The sequence below is a fragment of the Streptomyces torulosus genome, assembly GCF_001419765.1.
GTDB classification, from domain to species: domain Bacteria; phylum Actinomycetota; class Actinomycetes; order Streptomycetales; family Streptomycetaceae; genus Streptomyces; species Streptomyces torulosus.
In genome coordinates this window covers 1-17,023 of the sequence record NZ_LIRK01000184.1, presented here as the reverse complement: position 1 = coordinate 17,023, position 17,023 = coordinate 1, and the positions used below count along the sequence as shown (strand labels likewise).

The window sequence follows — 17,023 nt, the reverse complement described above, 5'->3', positions numbered from 1 at the left end:
CCTCCGACCTCCCCTCCGCATAGGCTCCCCACCATGCCCCCGGCCAGGAAACGCCCCCGCGCCTACGACCCCGCCAAGACCCGCAAGGCCGTGCTGGCCCAGTTCGCGACCGTACGAGAGGCCGTGACCGCGCTCGGCCCGGAGCAGCTCGCGCTGCCCACCCGGCTCGGGGAGTGGACCGTACGGGACCTGGCCGCGCACCTCACCATGGCCGTGGAGAGCGTGAGCCGGGCCCTGGACCGGCCAGAACCGGCGAAGGCGGAGTCCGGGCCCCTCGACTACGGCGCGGTCACCGCCCCGTTCGCCGACGCCATCGCCGAGGGCAGCCACGCCCTGGCCGAGGCCCACCCGGATCTCGGTGCCCTCTACGCCGAGACGGAGCGCCGGATCACCGAGCGGCTCGCCGCCGCCCCGCACGACCGGGTCGTCGACACCCGTGTCGGCGCCATGTCGCTCGCCGACCACCTGGTCACCCGCACCGTCGAACTCGTCGTCCACACCGACGACCTGAACGCCGCCGTCCCCGGCCTCGACCTGCCCTTCGACCGCCACGCCCTCGCCACCTGCGTCCGGCTGCTCGCCGACACCCTCGCCGCACGGGCCCCCGGCGGCTCGACGGAGGTGCGGATCCCGCCGTACGCCGTCGTGCAGTGCGTGGAGGGGCCGAGGCACACCCGCGGCACCCCACCGAACGTCGTCGAGACCGACCCGCTGACCTGGGTCCGCCTGGCCACCGGCCGCCTGCAGTGGGCCACCGCCCTCGACGAGGCGAAGGTCAGCGCCAGCGGCGAACGGGCCGACCTGAGCGCGCTGCTCCCCCTGCTGAGCTGAACCGCCCGCGAACAACCAGGTGGAACCGCCCACGCACCCCACCCGTCCCACCGGCATGGACAAGCAGCGACTGACCCGCACCGCCCTGCCCCTCGCGGCCCTGACCCTGTTCCCGCTCCTCGCGGCCTGCGGCACCGAGTCCGGTACCGGCGCCGGCAGCGGCTCCGTGGGACCGGGCGCCAAGGAGTCGGTCACCGGGGTCCACTGGACGGTCGACAGCCTCACCGTGGACGGGAAGACCACCAAGGCCCCCGACGGCGCCTATCTGAAGATCGACGACAACGGCGAGGTCAACGGCAACTACGGCTGCAACACCTTCGGCTCGACCGCCGACTTCAAGGACGACTCCGTCGACTTCGAGATCGCCCGGTCCACAGAGATGGCCTGCGGCGACGCCCCGATGAAGTTCGAGGAGCGCTTCTCCCGCACCCTCGACACGGGGACGTTCAAGGCCAGGGCCGCCCACGGCGGACTCACCCTCACCACGGCCGACGGCGACACCGTGCGGCTCAGCGAGGAGAAGCCCGCCGAGCTGTACGGCACCAAGTGGCGCGTCGACTCGCTCATGGACCACGACGTCGCCCAGTCCCTCCCCGAGGAGGCCGACGGCAAGGCCTGGTTCGCCTTCGACAAGAAGAAGGGCACCCTCAGCGGCAGCCTCGGCTGCAACGAGGTCTCCGCAGAGGCGACGGTGAGCAAGGGCGAGATCACCCTCGGCCACGCGCGCACCACCCGCAAGATGTGCTCCGACTCACTCATGGCCGCCGAGCGGACCCTCCTCGGCCTCTTCAAGGGCACGGTGGAGTATCGGATCGATCACCGCAGTATCACGCTGACCAGGGAAAACGGCCTGGGTGTCGGTGCGGTCGCCGACAAGTGACATGCGGCGGCGCGCAGTCGGGACCGACGGTGGGCGAGATCAGCGGATTCGGACCGGTGCGCGATCTCGCCTACACTCGGTGGCGTGCCACGTGGTGACGGACGACTCAACCACGACCTTCTCCCCGGCGAGAAAGGCCCCCAGGACGCGTGTGGCGTCTTCGGTGTCTGGGCCCCGGGCGAAGAGGTCGCCAAGCTCACGTACTTCGGGCTCTACGCCCTCCAGCATCGGGGCCAGGAATCCGCGGGTATCGCGGTCAGCAACGGCTCCCAGATCCTCGTCTTCAAGGACATGGGCCTCGTTTCCCAGGTCTTCGACGAGACCTCGCTCGGTTCCCTCCAAGGTCACATCGCGGTCGGTCACGCCCGCTACTCGACCACCGGCGCCTCCGTCTGGGAGAACGCCCAGCCCACGTTCCGTGCCACCGCGCACGGCTCCATCGCCCTCGGCCACAACGGCAACCTGGTCAACACGGCCCAGCTCGCCGAGATGGTCGCCGACCTGCCCAAGCAGGAGGGCCGTACGCCGCGTGTCGCGGCCACCAACGACACCGACCTGCTCACCGCGCTCCTCGCGGCCCAGGTCGACGAGGACGGCAAGCCGCTGACGATCGAGGAGGGGGCCCACGCGGTCCTCCCGCAGGTCCGCGGCGCCTTCTCCCTCGTCTTCATGGACGAGCACACCCTCTACGCCGCGCGCGACCCGCAGGGCATCCGCCCGCTGGTCCTCGGCCGTCTGGAGCGCGGCTGGGTGGTCGCCTCCGAGTCCGCCGCCCTCGACATCTGCGGCGCCTCCTACGTCCGCGAGATCGAGCCCGGCGAGTTCATCGCCATCGACGAGAACGGACTGCGCAGTTCCCGCTTCGCGGAAGCGAAGCCCAAGGGCTGTGTCTTCGAGTATGTGTACCTGGCCCGCCCGGACACCGACATCGCCGGCCGGAACGTGTACCTCTCCCGCGTGGAGATGGGCCGAAAGCTGGCCAAGGAAGCCCCCGTCGAGGCGGATCTGGTCATAGCGACCCCGGAATCCGGCACCCCGGCCGCCATCGGCTACGCGGAGGCCTCGGGGATCCCGTTCGGTGCGGGTCTGGTGAAGAACGCGTACGTCGGACGTACGTTCATCCAGCCCTCGCAGACGATCCGCCAGCTCGGTATCCGGCTGAAGCTGAACCCGCTGAAGGAAGTCATCAAGGGCAAGCGCCTGGTGGTCGTCGACGACTCGATCGTCCGCGGCAACACCCAGCGCGCACTGGTCCGGATGCTCCGCGAGGCCGGGGCGGCCGAGGTCCACATCCGGATCTCGTCCCCGCCCGTGAAGTGGCCCTGCTTCTTCGGCATCGACTTCGCCACCCGCGCCGAGCTCATCGCCAACGGCATGACGATCGACGAGATCGGCACCTCCCTGGGCGCCGACTCCCTGGCGTACATCTCCATCGACGGCATGATCGAGGCGACCACGATCGCCAAGCCGAACCTCTGCCGTGCCTGCTTCGACGGCGAGTACCCGATGGAACTGCCGGACCCCGAGCTCCTCGGCAAGCAGCTCCTGGAGACCGAGCTGGCCGCCGGGCCCGCCGCCACGGCCGCGGCCGACGCGATCCGTCGCCCGTAGTCCGCCGCCCCCTGCTCACCCGCAGTACGACACGAAGGTTCTCATCAGCCATGTCTGAGACCCCCATCGCCGAGGGCGGCGCCAGCTACGCCGCCGCGGGCGTCGACATCGAGGCGGGCGACCGCGCCGTCGAGCTCATGAAGGAATGGGTCAAGAAGACGCAGCGCCCCGAGGTCCTCGGCGGCCTCGGCGGCTTCGCCGGCCTCTTCGACGCCTCCGCCCTCAAGCGCTACGAGCGCCCCCTGCTGGCCTCCGCCACGGACGGCGTCGGCACCAAGGTGGACATCGCCCGCCAGCTGGGCGTCTACGACACCATCGGCCACGACCTGGTCGCGATGGTCATGGACGACATCGTGGTCTGCGGCGCCGAACCGCTGTTCATGACCGACTACATCTGCGTCGGCAAGGTCCACCCCGAGCGGGTCGCCGCCATCGTCAAGGGCATCGCCGAGGGCTGTGTCCTCGCCGGCTGCGCCCTCGTCGGCGGCGAGACGGCCGAGCACCCCGGCCTCCTCGGCCCGGACGACTTCGATGTCGCCGGCGCCGGCACGGGCGTGGTCGAGGCGGAGCACCTGCTCGGCCCGGATCGCATCCGTAAGGGTGACGCGGTGATCGCCATGGCGTCCTCCGGCCTTCACTCGAACGGGTACTCGCTCGTCCGGCATGTCCTGCTGAACCAGGCAGGGCTCTCCCTGGACGCCCAGATCGCCGAGTTCGACCGCACCCTCGGCGAGGAGCTCCTGGAGCCCACCAAGATCTACTCGCTGGACTGCCTGGCCCTGACCCGCACCACCGAGGTCCACGCCTTCAGCCATGTCACGGGCGGCGGGCTCGCGGCCAACCTGGCCCGCGTCATCCCCGACCACCTGCACGCCACGGTCGACCGCTCCACGTGGACCCCGGCTCCCGTGTTCGACCTCGTCGGCCGGACGGGCCAGGTCGAACGCCTGGAGCTGGAGAAGACCCTGAACATGGGCGTGGGCATGATCGCCATCGTCCCCCAGGAGTCGGCGAACGTGGCCCTGACGACCTTGGCGGACCGAGGCGTCGAGGCCTGGCTGGCAGGCGAGATCACCGACCGAGACACCCACACGACGGGCGCGGAACTCGTGAGCGAGTACGCCCGAGGGTGACGCCGACCGCGCCCCGGACGGCGGCGAAGCCGCCGAAAGGGGCGCGGGGAACTGCGCGAGCAACCACAACGCACCCGCAGTCGCCAAAGCACCGTGGCCCCCGAGCTATAAGGCGCCCGGCCCCTCAAGCGGAGCGCAACCGCACAAAACCCGGTCCGGCGTAATCCGCTCGGACCGGGTGAAGCGCAGCTGGACGGTCAAGCCCCGCGGCGACGGGACGCAGGACCGGACCCGTCGTCCTCATCGTCGTCATCGTCGGAGTTGTACAACTCCGCGTACCGCGCGTACGGGTCGTCGTCGTCCTCGTCGTCCTCGAACGGTTCGCCGTTCGGAGGCTGACTCGAAGTCGATGCGCCCAGCTCGCTGGCCAGACGCGACAGGTCAGTCCCACCGCTGTTGTACTTCAGCTGGCGGGCGACCTTCGTCTGCTTGGCCTTGGCCCGGCCGCGCCCCATGGCTCGACCCCCTCGGTGACGGGGCTCGACGGCCCCAGAGTCTTGACACGCGTTCATGTTCTGGAACGGGCTCTCCGTGGAGAGACCGGTCCGTAGGGCTTCCACGGTACCTGAGCCCGCGCCCATACGGTACGTCGCCCGCAGGACGTGCCCGTGCCCAGAACCTGCGAGGAGCCCTTTCCCCGCTGGTCAACCGCGATTTTAACCGTTTCTTGGCGGGCGACCCGCCGACGGAAGTGAGAGTTCTCTCTAAAGCCGTCGGCGGGTACCGGGCCCTGTCGTGCGACCCTCGCGCGGGCGTGCCCGCGGAACGTCAGCGTCCGCGTGCGGCGGCCGCCTCCTGCATCCGCTGCTCGGCGATCCGGTCGGCCGCGGCAGCCGGCGGAATCCCATCCGTCTTCGCACGTGCGAATATTGCCAGCGTGGTGTCGAAGATCTTCGACGCCTTCGCCTTGCACCGCTCGAAGTCGAACCCGTGGAGTTCGTCGGCGACCTGGATGACGCCGCCGGCGTTCACCACGTAGTCGGGCGCGTAGAGGATCCCGCGGTCCGCGATGTCCTTCTCGACGCCGGGGTGGGCGAGCTGGTTGTTGGCCGCGCCGCACACCACCTTGGCGGTGAGCACGGGCACGGAGTCGTCGTTCAGCGCTCCGCCGAGCGCGCACGGGGCGTAGATGTCGAGCCCCTCCACGCGGATCAGCGCCTCGGTGTCGGCGACGGCGGTGACGCCCTCGGGGTGGCGGTCGAGGATCCGGCGCACGGCGTCCTCGCGCACATCGGTGACGACGACCTCGGCGCCCTCGGCCCGCAGGTGCTCGACGAGGTGGTGGCCGACCTTGCCGACGCCGGCGATGCCGACCTTGCGGTCGCGCAGCGTGGGGTCGCCCCACAGGTGCTGGGCGGAGGCCCGCATGCCCTGGTAGACCCCGAAGGCGGTGAGCACGGAGGAGTCGCCGGCGCCGCCGTTCTCGGGGGAGCGGCCCGTGGTCCAGCGGCACTCGCGGGCCACGACGTCCATGTCGGCGACATAGGTGCCGACGTCGCACGCGGTCACGTACCGGCCGCCGAGCGAGGCCACGAACCGCCCGTAGGCGAGTAGCAGCTCCTCGCTCTTGATCCGGTCGGGGTCGCCGATGATCACGGCCTTGCCGCCGCCGTGGTCGAGCCCCGCCATGGCGTTCTTGTAGGACATCCCGCGCGCGAGGTTCAGGGCGTCGGCGACGGCCTCGGCCTCGGTGGCGTACGGGTAGAAGCGGGTGCCGCCGAGGGCGGGGCCCAGCGCGGTGGAGTGGAGGGCGATGACGGCCTTGAGGCCACTGGCCCGGTCCTGGCAGAGCACGACTTGCTCGTGACCGCCCTGGTCCGATTGGAACAGGGTGTGCAGGACGCCGTCAGATACGTCGGTCACTGTGGTGACTCCTGGGTAAGAAGCGGCGGTTGGTTACGGCTCCCCGTACGGGTGGCGGGGGCTGTGAGCATGAGGTTAGAGCCTCACGACCGCTCTGGAGCGGCGGAGCTTCAGGATCACCCACTCCTGGAGTACGGCCGTGGTGTGATCCGCACAGTTTTCCGGCCCGCCGATGGGCGGGTTCCGCAGGTTTCCCCGGTGGTCGGCGGGGGAGGGAGCAGGCGTGCCCAAGGTGTCCTCGGTGATCGTCCCGTACGCGTCGTACCTCCGCGTGTACGAGCCGCTGGCAGCCTTCCCGGAGCCGGAGCGCACCCACTGGACCCGGTACGCCCGTCGCGCCGAGCGCCCCTCCTACCAGGACGAGCTGCGGCGGTCGCTGGCCGATCTGCTGCCCACGCCGCCGATCCCGGTGCCGGTGCACGAGAGCGGTGACGCCTTCGTGCTCGAGGTGGACGGGGTGGTCTGTGTCTGTCCCTGGCGCACCCGGCTGCGCGGCTGGCAGGCGCTGGGGGATCTCGCCGAGGAGCTGCCCGCGCCGCTGCTGGACGCGGTGCTGCCGCCGCTGGTGCGCCGACAGGCCGGCCAGGACTACGAGCGTTGGATGGCCCGCAACCCCGACGCCCGTCCATGGATCCGCACCTCGACCTGGCACGTGCCGCTGAACTGGTTCGTCCTCGTCGCGGACGAGGAGCGCACCTATGAGAAGGGTTCGGCCGAGAACTCACCCGTGCTTCGCTATCGCACGCCCATGGTGCAGGCCCGGCGGCGGGTGGCGCGGGGGCTCAGGGCGCTGCGCGAGGCCCTCGACGAGGGGCCGCTGATCGACGGGCTGGTCGACGTGGGCCGCTGGCTGGAGGAGTTCCACCCGCGCTCGCTCGTGGAGCTGGACTACGGCGGTCTCGTGCACGTCCTGCCGGCGGAGGAGCTGGACGGCGACCACTCCGCGGCGGATGTCGCCGAGGGCATCGAGGCCCTGCGCAACGGCGACGGTCTGGCCGCCGGTGAGGCGTACGGGCGGCTGGTCGAGCGGTGGCGGGCGGTACGGGACCGGCGCTCCGCCAACTGAACCGCCGTTCGGTGAGCCGTACCGGGCAGAAGCGGTTGAACCAGCTCAACGCCCCACCCGTACTTGTGACTTGTGGGGCGGATGGGAAAAGGCTTTCCATGGAGGCCGAAGCATGGTGAACTGTCCACCCTTGGCCCAGGCTTGACGCACCGAAGTTCCGCTCGGGCGTCATCATGGGACGTAGGTCCCCGATCCGGGCTTTTGTATCAAGCAGTCGTCAAGCGTGACGGATTGCACTTACGCGGGCCTTGCCTCTTACGCACCTCCTCATGCCAAAATAGGACAAGGAGTCCGGGGGAGGCTCCCTCTGCCCGCCTTTGGGTGGAATCTCAGCATTGCACGCTATTGGGGGGTCTCGTGACTCCTGCACGCCACTGTGACTGATCGTCACAGTGGCGTGACTGTCCGCTATGGCATGGTCCATCGGCATCCGTCGCTGATGAACACCTGGGAGGGCAATTCCATCGGTTTGGCCGACGCGGCTGGACAGATGGTGTAGTTGTAGTGCCGAGGACAAGCCGTTCGTCCTATAACCGACTCGACTCGCGTCCGCCATTTCGGGCAACGCGGGTCAAGGTGCAGAATTTAGAGGAAAGAACCGAGAAGGTTCGGTTCTCCCGAGGAGGCCGCTCATGACCGCTCGCACCCCTGATGCCGAGCCGCTGCTGACCCCGGCTGAGGTCGCCACCATGTTCCGCGTCGACCCCAAGACGGTCACGCGGTGGGCGAAGGCCGGCAAGCTCACGTCCATCCGCACGCTCGGCGGACACCGCCGTTACCGCGAGGCTGAGGTCCGCGCACTGCTCGCGGGTATTCCGCAGCAGCGCAGCGAGGCCTGAACCACCGCAGAACAGGGCATTTCGGCTGGTCCCCCAATCGGCCGAGCCGCCTGAAAGCGCAGCTCAACCGCTCACGCAGCGCCAAGCGACGCGGGTTCTGCCCCAACAGATCCCACGCCCGAGCCACACAAAGCTTTCCAGAGCTTCCATCTGTTCTGGGTTTCGCCAGGCAAGCAACAAGGGTGCGTCGTCAGATCGCGCTGGACTCCGCCGGGTCCAGCGCGATCTTTTTTGTGCGCTTGGGCGGACGACCGGGCCTCCGGGCCCGGTCGTCCGCGTGTCCGGCGCGCCGACTTGTGCGTGGGCCTGGCCGTCTGTGCGCGGGACTGTCGGACTCTGGGGAGGGCTGTCGGATCTCCTGTGGGGGGCCTCGGGAGACTGGTGCAATTGCACATATTAAATTGACCAGTTGTAGGAGACCTGTAAGAACCCATGTTCCGGAAACTTATACAGTGACACCCGTCACATGCTGGGTGGCTTGTTACCCGCGAGTCACGTGCGGTAAAGGGGACGGGAGTTGAGGCGGGCCCGGCGTTCCGCCGAGTGAGTTCCCCGCCCGTCGGCGCTCACGCCACCGTTCACGCCTTGGAGGGACTCTCGTCCTCCGTGGGGTCCTCGGCGCGGTCCTCGCCGGCCGTGGGGGCGTCCGTCGTCAGGATGCGCGTCGTCACGGTGTCCGTCGTCAGGCGCAGCAGCCGGTGGCAGATCGGGCAGTGCCGGGTGAAGTGGCGGTAGGAGGAGGCGGCCGACAGATGGGCGCGGAGCAGAGCGCGGGTCTCGTGCCGAGCGGACGCCGCCATACGCCACCTCCGGGGGTCTTGGGGCCCTGTTTCCGAGGTACCGATGGAATGTGACTCCGTCAAGCCCCGGCGTGTCCGCTGGGGGGCCGGGTGCTTAGTGGGTTGGGGGGTGCGCGGTTCGTCGGCGGCCGCGGGTGCGTTGTGGCTTCTCGCGCAGCCCCGCGCCCCTGAAAAGAGGCCGGGGCTGCGCCCCGTGCTTTCGATGAAGGCTGGGCCGCCAGGCCCATGCCTTCAGGGGTGCGGGGAACTGCGCGAACGGCTCCCACTCACCCACGGCCGCCAACGAACCCCAGGGCGCTCCCCCTTGTCACGGCGCAGCAAAAAGACCCGCATCCTCGGCGGATGCGGGTCTCTCTGAATCGTGCGGTCCTGACGGGATTTGAACCCGCGGCCTCCACCTTGACAGGGTGGCGAGCACTCCAAACTGCTCCACAGGACCAGGTTTCGCAGTCAGCGTGTGTGCGCTGGCCTGCGAGAAGAGACTCTACAGGAGGGGGAGCCCCCGGTCGAACTCACCCAACGTGCAGTGCTCGTCACAGTATGACGGCTACGGCACCGCCGCGTCGATCGCTTTCACGATGCGCTTGTCGGAGACGGGGTACGCCGTCCCCAGGGCGTGCGCGAAGTAGCTGACGCGGAGTTCCTCGATCATCCAGCGGATGTCCAGGACCGAGGACGGTACGGGCCGCCCCTGGGGGAGTTGTTCCAGCAGCCAGGCGTACTCGTCCCGCATCTCGTGGACCTTCTCCATGCGGGAGGTGTCCCGCTGGACGCTCGTCGGCATCTGCTGGAGCCGCCGGTCCGCGGCCACCAGATAGCGCATCAGATCCGGGAGGCGGCGCAGCCCTGTCTCCGTGACGAAGCCCGGCTTCACGAGGGCGTCCAGCTGGCCGCGTACGTCCGCGAGGTTGGGCAGGAGGGCGGGGCTCCTCGTGGCCTTCAGGCGGCGCTCACAGGCCTGCCAGGCGGCGAGGACCTGCTGGACCTGGCCGACCGTGCGGACGGTGGTGTCGACGATCTCCGCGCGGACCTTGTCGTAGAGCTTGCGGTACGACTCCTCGTCCCAGGCCGGCCCGCCGAAGTCGGCGACGAGTCGGTCGGCGGCGGCCGTCGCGCAGTCGTCGAACAGCGCCTGGATCGAACCGTGCGGGTTCGCCGAGAGGGCGAGCTTCTGCGCGTTGGTCAGCTTTTCGCTCGCGAACTTCGCAGGGTTGACCGGAATGTTTCGCAGGATGAGCCTGCGGGTGCCCTTCCACATCGCTTCCGACTGCTCCGCCTCGGTGTCGAAGAGGCGTACGGAGACGGTGTCGCCGTCGTCCACGAGGGCCGGGTAGGCCTTCACGGGGTGGCCGGCGCGGCGGGTCTCGAAGACGCGGGTGAGGGAGCCGATCGTCCAGTCCGTCAGGCCGGTGCGCTCCAGGGACTCGCCGCCCTGGCGTTCGGCGGTCGCCGCGGCGGCCTGGGAGAGCGCCTTGCGGGCCTTCGGCTTCAGCTGGAGCCGCAGGGATTCCAGGTCCTTGTCCTCGGCCAGCTTCCGGCGCCGCTCGTCGACGATACGGAAGGTGATCTTCAGATGGTCGGGGACGCGGGCCCAGTCGAAGTCCTCGGCGGCCACGGGCACGCCCACCATGCGCTTGAGTTCGCGGGCGAGCGTGACGGTCAGCGGCTCCTGGAGGGGCACCGCCTGGTCGAGGAAGCGCTTGGCGTAGTTGGGGGCCGGGACGTAGTTGCGGCGGATCGGCTTCGGCAGGGAGCGGATCAGTTCCGTCACCACGTCCTCGCGCAGGCCCGGGATCTGCCAGTCGAAGCCCTCGTCGGTGACCTGGTTGAGGACCTGGAGGGGGATGTGGACGGTGACGCCGTCCGCGTCCGCGCCCGGCTCGAACTGGTAGGTGACGCGGAACTTGAGCTGCCCCTGGCGCCAGGAGTCCGGGTAGTCCGCCTTGGTGACCGCCTCCGCCGACTCCCGGATGAGCATCTCGCGTTCGAAGTCCAGGAAGTCGGGCTGCTCATGCCGCTTGTGCTTCCACCAGGAGTCGAAGTGGGCGCCCGACACCACGTGTTCGGGGACCCGCTGGTCGTAGAAGTCGAAGAGGGTGTCGTCGTCGACCACGATGTCCCGGCGTCGGGCGCGGTGCTCCAACTCCTCGACCTCGCTGAGGAGCTTGCGGTTGTCGGCGAAGAACTTGTGGTGCGTACGCCAGTCGCCCTCGACGAGCGCGTTGCGGATGAAGAGCTCGCGGCTGGCCTCGGGGTCGATGCGGCCGTAGTTCACCTTCCGCTGGGCGACGATCGGGACGCCGTACAGGGTGACCTTCTCGTACGCCATCACGGCCGCCTGGTCCTTTTCCCAGTGCGGTTCGCTGTACGTGCGCTTCAGCAGGTGCTCGGCGAGCGGCTCGACCCACTCGGGCTCGATCTTCGCGTTGACGCGGGCCCAGAGGCGGGAGGTCTCCACCAGCTCGGCGGACATCACGAAGCGCGGGGGCTTCTTGAAGAGGGCCGAGCCGGGGAAGATCGCGAACTTGGCGCTGCGGGCGCCCAGGTACTCGTTCTTCGCGCCGTCCTTGATGTCCTTCATGCCGATGTGGGACAGCAGGCCGGCCAGGAGCGAGACGTGCACCTGCTGCTCGGGGGCGTCCTCCTCGTTGAGGTGGATGCCCATCTGCTTGGCGACCGTGCGGAGCTGGCTGTAGATGTCCTGCCACTCGCGGATGCGCAGGAAGTTGAGGTACTCCTGCTTGCACATCCGGCGGAAGGACGACGAGCCGCGTTCCTTCTGCTGCTCGCGGACGTACCGCCACAGGTTGAGGAAGGCGAGGAAGTCGGAGGACTCGTCCTTGAAGCGGGCGTGCTGCTGGTCGGCCTGGGTCTGCTTGTCGGCGGGGCGTTCGCGCGGGTCCTGGATGGACAGCGCGGCGGCGATGACCATGACCTCGCGGGCGCAGCCGTTCTTGTCGGCCTCGACGACCATCCGGGCCAGGCGCGGGTCGACGGGCAGCTGGGAGAGCTTGCGGCCCATCGTGGTCAGCCGCTTGCGGACGTCCTTCTGCGTGGGGTCGAGCGCGCCGAGCTCCTGGAGGAGCTGGACGCCGTCGCGGATGTTGCGGTGGTCCGGCGGGTCGATGAAGGGGAACTTCTCGATGTCGCCGAGGCCGGCCGCGGTCATCTGCAGGATGACGGAGGCGAGGTTCGTCCGCAGGATCTCGGCGTCCGTGAACTCCGGGCGCGCGTTGAAGTCGTCCTCGGTGTACAGGCGGATGCAGATGCCGTCGGACGTACGGCCGCAGCGGCCCTTGCGCTGGTTGGCGCTGGCCTGGGAGATCGGCTCGATCGGCAGCCGCTGGACCTTGGTGCGGTGGCTGTAGCGGCTGATACGGGCGAAGCCCGGGTCGATGACGTACTTGATGCCGGGCACGGTCAGCGACGTCTCGGCGACGTTGGTGGCCAGCACGATCCGGCGGCCGGTGTGCGGCTGGAAGACGCGGTGCTGCTCGGCGTGCGAGAGCCGCGCGTAGAGGGGGAGGACCTCGGTGAAGCGGTAGTTCTTCTTGATCAGCGCGTCGGCCGTGTCGCGGATCTCGCGTTCACCGGAGAGGAAGACGAGGATGTCGCCCTTGCCCTCACCCTGAAGCTCCTCGACCGCGTCGCAGATGGCGGTGATCTGGTCGCGGTCGGCGTCGTCGGAGTCCTCTTCGAGGAGGGGGCGGTAGCGCACCTCGACCGGGTACGTACGACCGCTGACCTCGACGATCGGGGCGTCGCCGAAGTGGCGGGAGAACCGCTCGGGGTCGATGGTCGCGGAGGTGATGACGACCTTGAGGTCCGGGCGCTTCGGGAGCAGCTGGGCGAGATAGCCCAGCAGGAAGTCGATGTTGAGGGACCGCTCGTGGGCCTCGTCGATGATGATCGTGTCGTAGGCGCGCAGCTCGCGGTCCGTCTGGATCTCGGCGAGCAGGATGCCGTCCGTCATCAGCTTGACGAAGGTCGAGTCCTGGTTGACCTGGTCGGTGAAGCGGACCTTCCAGCCGACGGCCTCGCCGAGGGGGGTGTCCAGCTCCTCCGCCACGCGCTCGGCGACGGTGCGGGCGGCGATCCGGCGGGGCTGGGTGTGCCCGATCATGCCGCGGACGCCGCGCCCCAGCTCCATACAGATCTTCGGGATCTGGGTCGTCTTGCCGGAGCCGGTCTCACCGGCCACGATGACCACCTGGTGGTCGCGGATGGCGGCCGCGATCTCGTCCTTCTTCTGGCTGACGGGCAGCTGTTCGGGGTACGAGACGGCCGGCACGCGGGCGGCGCGCTCGGCCATGCGGGCCTCGCCCTTGGCGACCTCGGCCTCGATCTCGGCGAGGACGGCGGCCCGGGCCTCGGGCTTACGGATCTTGCGCGCGCCTTCGAGCCTGCGCCCGAGCCGGTGCGCGTCGCGCAGGGACAGCTCGGCCAGGCGGGGGGCGAGGGCGCCGAGGGCGGGGGCAGGTGGCGTAGACATACGCCGTCCAGGATCTCACCTCGACGAAACGAGGGGCGAACGCTTTTGCGTCCGCCCCTCGCTGTGCGCCTGTGATGCGCGTTACCGCCCGCCGCCGCGTGGGCCGCGGCTGTCAGCGCACGTCGACGTAGTCCTCTGTGCCGCTGCCGACGAAGTGCTTGCCGTCGGGCTCCAGGAAGACGGGCACCCAGGTGCCGTCCTGCTGGGCGCGGAAGCCCTTGCTGAAGGAGCCGTTGGACTTCGAGGTGACGGTCGTCATCAGGTACCAGGTCTTCTTGCCCTTGGGCCGGAAGAGGATCTGGACCTTCTTGGAGCCGTACGCCTTCCAGGTCGAGGTGCCCGCCTTGCGCTCCTGGAGCACGCCCTTGACGGTGAGGGTCCGGCCCTTGCGGACCGGCTCGGGCGAGGCGTCGGCGTTCTTGATCCGGGTGAGGGCCCGGTTCTTGCGCAGGACGCTGCTGGTGGTGCCCTTGACGTCGGTCGTGGTGGAGCCGGCGTACTTCAGCCGCCAGTAGCCGTCGGTGTAGCCCGGCAGGGTGGTGTGGAACTGGGAGTCGAAGCTCGTCCTGACGGTCTTCTCGGTGGTCCAGCCGGTCTTGCCGTCGGGCGAGTACTGGACGGCCACACCGACCCGCTCGCCGTGGTCGTCCCCGCTGATCCCGAGGATGCCGGAGACGCTGAGCTCGGCGTACTCGTCCAGCGAGGCGGTGAACTCGCGGAACCTGGTCGTCGCCGTGACCGACACCTTGACGTCGGCGGTCGCGGTGCGCTGGATCCACTGGTTCTTCGGGTACGGCGGGAAGGCCACCTCGTAGACGGTCTTCTGATACGGACTGGCGACGAAGCTGAAGCGGCCGTCGGTGCCGGTGGTCGCCTCGATGGGGTTCGAGATGCTGCTGCCCTTGTGGTCCATCTCCAGAGGGATGCCGGACAGCGGCTTCCATGCCTCGCCGCTCTGGTACTCCAGCGTGCCGGTGACGGTGATCTTGGCGCCGGAGGTGGGGTGGAAGCTCGCCTTGTCGAGGACGAGGCGGGTGGGCGCGGCCTTCGGGTCGATGCTCACCCAGGGGACAGTGGCGTAGCCCAGGTCGCCCCGGTAGGTGGCCCAGGCCCAGCCGCCCTCCTCCACCTGCTGGGAGACGGAGAAGTGGCCCTTCTCGTCGGCGGTGGTGGTCGTCTCGATCTGTTGGCCGATCCTCAGGTCCACGGAGGCGCTGGGCAGCGGTTCGGTGGCGCGGGTGCTCGGGTCGCGGACGACCATGTCACCGCTGACCGTGACCGTCTTGTCCTCGATGGTCGGCTGGGTGGGCGTGACCGCGAAGTCCTGGATGACGGGCTGCTTGCGGTACCGCAGCGTCCCGGCGTCCTTGCGGACGGTGGTCTCGCCGCCGCTGGTCGTGGCCTCGACGTCGATCGTGTAGTCGCCGAGCGTGTCCAGGTGGACGGGCGGGGAGGACCAGACGCCTTCCCAGCCGCTCACCCAGTAGGTCTGCTTGAACTCGGTGACGGTGGCCACCGGGGTCTCCGACTCGGCGCTGCCGACCGGGCGGAGCGTCGCGGTGATCTTCTCCACGTCCTCGCCGAGGGCACTGCCGTGGTTGAGCCGTACGTCGATGACCGACCAGTCGGCCGAGTCGCTCGTCGCTTCCTTGACCGTCGGTGCGGCGGCGTGCGCCGTGCCGGGTATCGCGAACGTGGAGAACAGAACGGCACCGGCCGTCACGATCCCCCTGGTGATGCGTCTCAAGAACCCCCCATGGTTCTCGGTGCGAGCGATGGCTCGCTATGAGCGACGAAAACCCCCTCCGGTCACCCGGAGGGGGTTTTCGTACGGTGTGGCTGGGGCCGGGGTCGAACCGGCGACCTTCCGCTTTTCAGGCGGACGCTCGTACCAACTGAGCTACCCAGCCACGGTGTTTCACGTGAAACACCGAGCGGTCCTGACGGGATTTGAACCCGCGGCCTCCACCTTGACAGGGTGGCGAGCACTCCAAACTGCTCCACAGGACCAAGGTTGCGTACGACAGTGTCGCACACGTTCTTGCGTGCCCCCAACGGGATTCGAACCCGTGCTACCGCCTTGAAAGGGCGGCGTCCTAGGCCGCTAGACGATGAGGGCTATCGGCCCGCCGTGGGCGCTTCATCAGCGCGTCGGGGACGTGAGAAGCATATGGGATGGCGGGAGGTATCGCCAAAACGGTTTACGGGCGGCCCGGGGAACGGGTGGTCGCCCCGCCGGGTGACGTGCTCGGAGGCGTGCCGGACGGGGTGCCGGACGGGGTGCCCGATGGGGTGCCCGACGGAGTGCCCGATGGAGTTCCGGAGGGGGACGGGGACTGGAGTGCTCCCGGTTGGTTCTCCTTCGGGAGGTGGCGGCTGACCTCGGCCGTCGTCAGTCCCAGGCCTCCGAGTTTGATCTCGTCCCAGGCCTGGAGGCGATGGGTGTCGCGGTCGAAGTACAGGACCGACGTCTCGATCGGATCCGGGTAGTCGCCCTCCAGGGCGCGCAGCCCGCTGCCCCCGGTCGAGCCCTCGATGCGCAGGCGGGTGCCCTCGTCCAGGACCTCCATCTCCGGGTGGTGGAGGTGCCCGGCGAGGACGAGCGGGACGTCCCCGTCCGTCTCGCGCGCGGCGTCCGGGTTGTGGGCGATCGCGATGTCCACGGGCGTGCCGGCCGCCTTCTGGGCGCGCAGCGCCCCCGCCAGCCGCTGTCCGGCCGCCTCCTCCGAGGGCAGGCCCGCCTTGTCCGTGGAGCGGTCCGGGGTGAACTGCGGGTCGCCGATCCCCGCGAAGCGCAGCCCGCCCACGTTCACCGCCTTCCCCTCGTCGAGGACGTGCGTGTTCTCGACGCCCTTCAGATACCGCTGGGTCTCCTGGGAGTCGTGGTTGCCGCGCACCCAGACGTACGGCGCCCCGAGGTCGGCGATCGGGTCCAGGAAGGCGTTCTCGGCGGCGGTGCCGTGGTCCATGGTGTCGCCGGAGTCGACGATGACGTTGATCTCGTACTGCTCCACCAGCGAGGCGATGATCTTCCAGCTCGCGGGGTTGAGGTGGATGTCGGAGACGTGCAGGACGCGGATGGTGGTGGGGTCCGGCTGGTACGCGGGGAGGGTGGACGTGACGTCGTACAGCTTGGTCACGTTCGTCACCAGGCGTGCCAGTTCCTTCTGGTAGACGTCGAACTCCGTGACGATGCTGCGCGCGTTGCCGACGAGGGAGGGCGCGGAGGAGAGCAGGCCCGAGAACTTGGGTTCCAGGACCGAGTTGGGGTTCCAGGTGGCGGCGGCGGTGCCCCCGGAGGCGGCGAGCAGCCCGAGCGCCAGGCCGCCGGCGGCCAGGGCGCGGCGGGGGCGGCGGTAGACGGCCAGCCCCAGCGCGGTCGCCCCCGTGACGACGGCGACGCCCGATCGCAGGGCCAGGTCCAGCGTGCCGCGCCGGACGTCCGACGCGATCTCGTCCTGGAGGCCCGAGATCCGCTCGGGGTGGTCGACCAGGGCCTGGGCCCGGT

The 17,023-nt window shown here is 69.4% G+C and carries 12 protein-coding genes and 4 tRNA genes; 6 read left to right on the top strand and 10 right to left on the bottom strand.

The window, feature by feature from the left end:
- Window positions 1-33: 33 nt before the first annotated feature.
- The 4 genes from AOK23_RS13500 to purM all read left to right on the top strand — a co-directional run bounded on the left by AOK23_RS13500 (window position 34) and on the right by purM (window position 4,455).
- A complete protein-coding gene (locus AOK23_RS13500; protein WP_055712956.1) occupies window positions 34-831 on the top strand; it encodes a maleylpyruvate isomerase family mycothiol-dependent enzyme in 798 nt (265 codons plus the stop codon).
- Window positions 832-886: 55 nt separating this feature from the next.
- Window positions 887-1,711: an META domain-containing protein gene (locus tag AOK23_RS13495; protein WP_055712955.1), complete on the top strand. Its 825-nt coding sequence runs from the start codon at window positions 887-889 to the stop codon at window positions 1,709-1,711.
- A gap of 84 nt (window positions 1,712-1,795) precedes the next feature.
- Window positions 1,796-3,322: an amidophosphoribosyltransferase gene (purF, locus tag AOK23_RS13490; RefSeq protein ID WP_055536680.1), complete on the top strand. Its 1,527-nt coding sequence runs from the start codon at window positions 1,796-1,798 to the stop codon at window positions 3,320-3,322.
- Window positions 3,323-3,372: 50 nt separating this feature from the next.
- Window positions 3,373-4,455 (top strand): phosphoribosylformylglycinamidine cyclo-ligase, encoded by a 1,083-nt coding sequence (gene purM, locus AOK23_RS13485; RefSeq protein ID WP_055712954.1) that lies wholly within the window; start codon window positions 3,373-3,375, stop codon window positions 4,453-4,455.
- A 197-nt stretch (window positions 4,456-4,652) separates the two neighbouring features.
- Here the strand turns inward: purM and AOK23_RS13480 are convergent, their stop codons facing one another.
- Both AOK23_RS13480 and AOK23_RS13475 read right to left on the bottom strand, forming a co-directional pair.
- Entirely contained in the window at window positions 4,653-4,910 is a 258-nt protein-coding gene (locus AOK23_RS13480) for a DUF3073 domain-containing protein (protein ID WP_055712953.1), read from the bottom strand.
- 313 nt (window positions 4,911-5,223) lie between these two features.
- Window positions 5,224-6,318, bottom strand: a complete 1,095-nt coding sequence (locus tag AOK23_RS13475) for a Leu/Phe/Val dehydrogenase (protein WP_055712952.1) — start codon at window positions 6,316-6,318, stop codon at window positions 5,224-5,226.
- Between the two features lie 223 nt (window positions 6,319-6,541).
- Between AOK23_RS13475 and AOK23_RS13470 the strand changes: the two genes are divergently transcribed.
- Together AOK23_RS13470 and bldC are read left to right on the top strand one after the other, a co-directional pair.
- On the top strand, window positions 6,542-7,384 hold the full coding sequence (locus AOK23_RS13470) for a DUF8083 family protein (protein ID WP_055712951.1): 843 nt from the start codon (window positions 6,542-6,544) through the stop codon (window positions 7,382-7,384).
- Window positions 7,385-8,016: 632 nt separating this feature from the next.
- Window positions 8,017-8,223: a developmental transcriptional regulator BldC gene (bldC, locus tag AOK23_RS13465; RefSeq protein ID WP_003949541.1), complete on the top strand. Its 207-nt coding sequence runs from the start codon at window positions 8,017-8,019 to the stop codon at window positions 8,221-8,223.
- 578 nt (window positions 8,224-8,801) lie between these two features.
- Here the strand turns inward: bldC and AOK23_RS13460 are convergent.
- The 8 genes from AOK23_RS13460 to AOK23_RS13425 form a co-directional block, all read right to left on the bottom strand.
- A complete protein-coding gene (locus AOK23_RS13460; RefSeq protein WP_055712950.1) occupies window positions 8,802-9,023 on the bottom strand; it encodes a DUF6274 family protein in 222 nt (73 codons plus the stop codon).
- 364 nt (window positions 9,024-9,387) lie between these two features.
- Window positions 9,388-9,462, bottom strand: a tRNA-Asp gene (locus AOK23_RS13455).
- Window positions 9,463-9,570: 108 nt separating this feature from the next.
- Window positions 9,571-13,515 (bottom strand): ATP-dependent RNA helicase HrpA, encoded by a 3,945-nt coding sequence (gene hrpA, locus AOK23_RS13450; RefSeq protein WP_055712949.1) that lies wholly within the window; start codon window positions 13,513-13,515, stop codon window positions 9,571-9,573.
- A 112-nt stretch (window positions 13,516-13,627) separates the two neighbouring features.
- Window positions 13,628-15,262 (bottom strand): hypothetical protein, encoded by a 1,635-nt coding sequence (locus AOK23_RS13445; RefSeq protein ID WP_240496375.1) that lies wholly within the window; start codon window positions 15,260-15,262, stop codon window positions 13,628-13,630.
- Between the two features lie 89 nt (window positions 15,263-15,351).
- A tRNA-Phe gene (locus AOK23_RS13440) sits at window positions 15,352-15,425 on the bottom strand.
- A 25-nt stretch (window positions 15,426-15,450) separates the two neighbouring features.
- Window positions 15,451-15,525, bottom strand: a tRNA-Asp gene (locus AOK23_RS13435).
- Between the two features lie 36 nt (window positions 15,526-15,561).
- Window positions 15,562-15,634: transfer RNA gene (locus AOK23_RS13430), tRNA-Glu, on the bottom strand.
- A gap of 82 nt (window positions 15,635-15,716) precedes the next feature.
- On the bottom strand, window positions 15,717-17,023 hold a 1,307-nt coding region (locus AOK23_RS13425; RefSeq protein WP_055712947.1), incomplete at its 5' end, for a metallophosphoesterase family protein.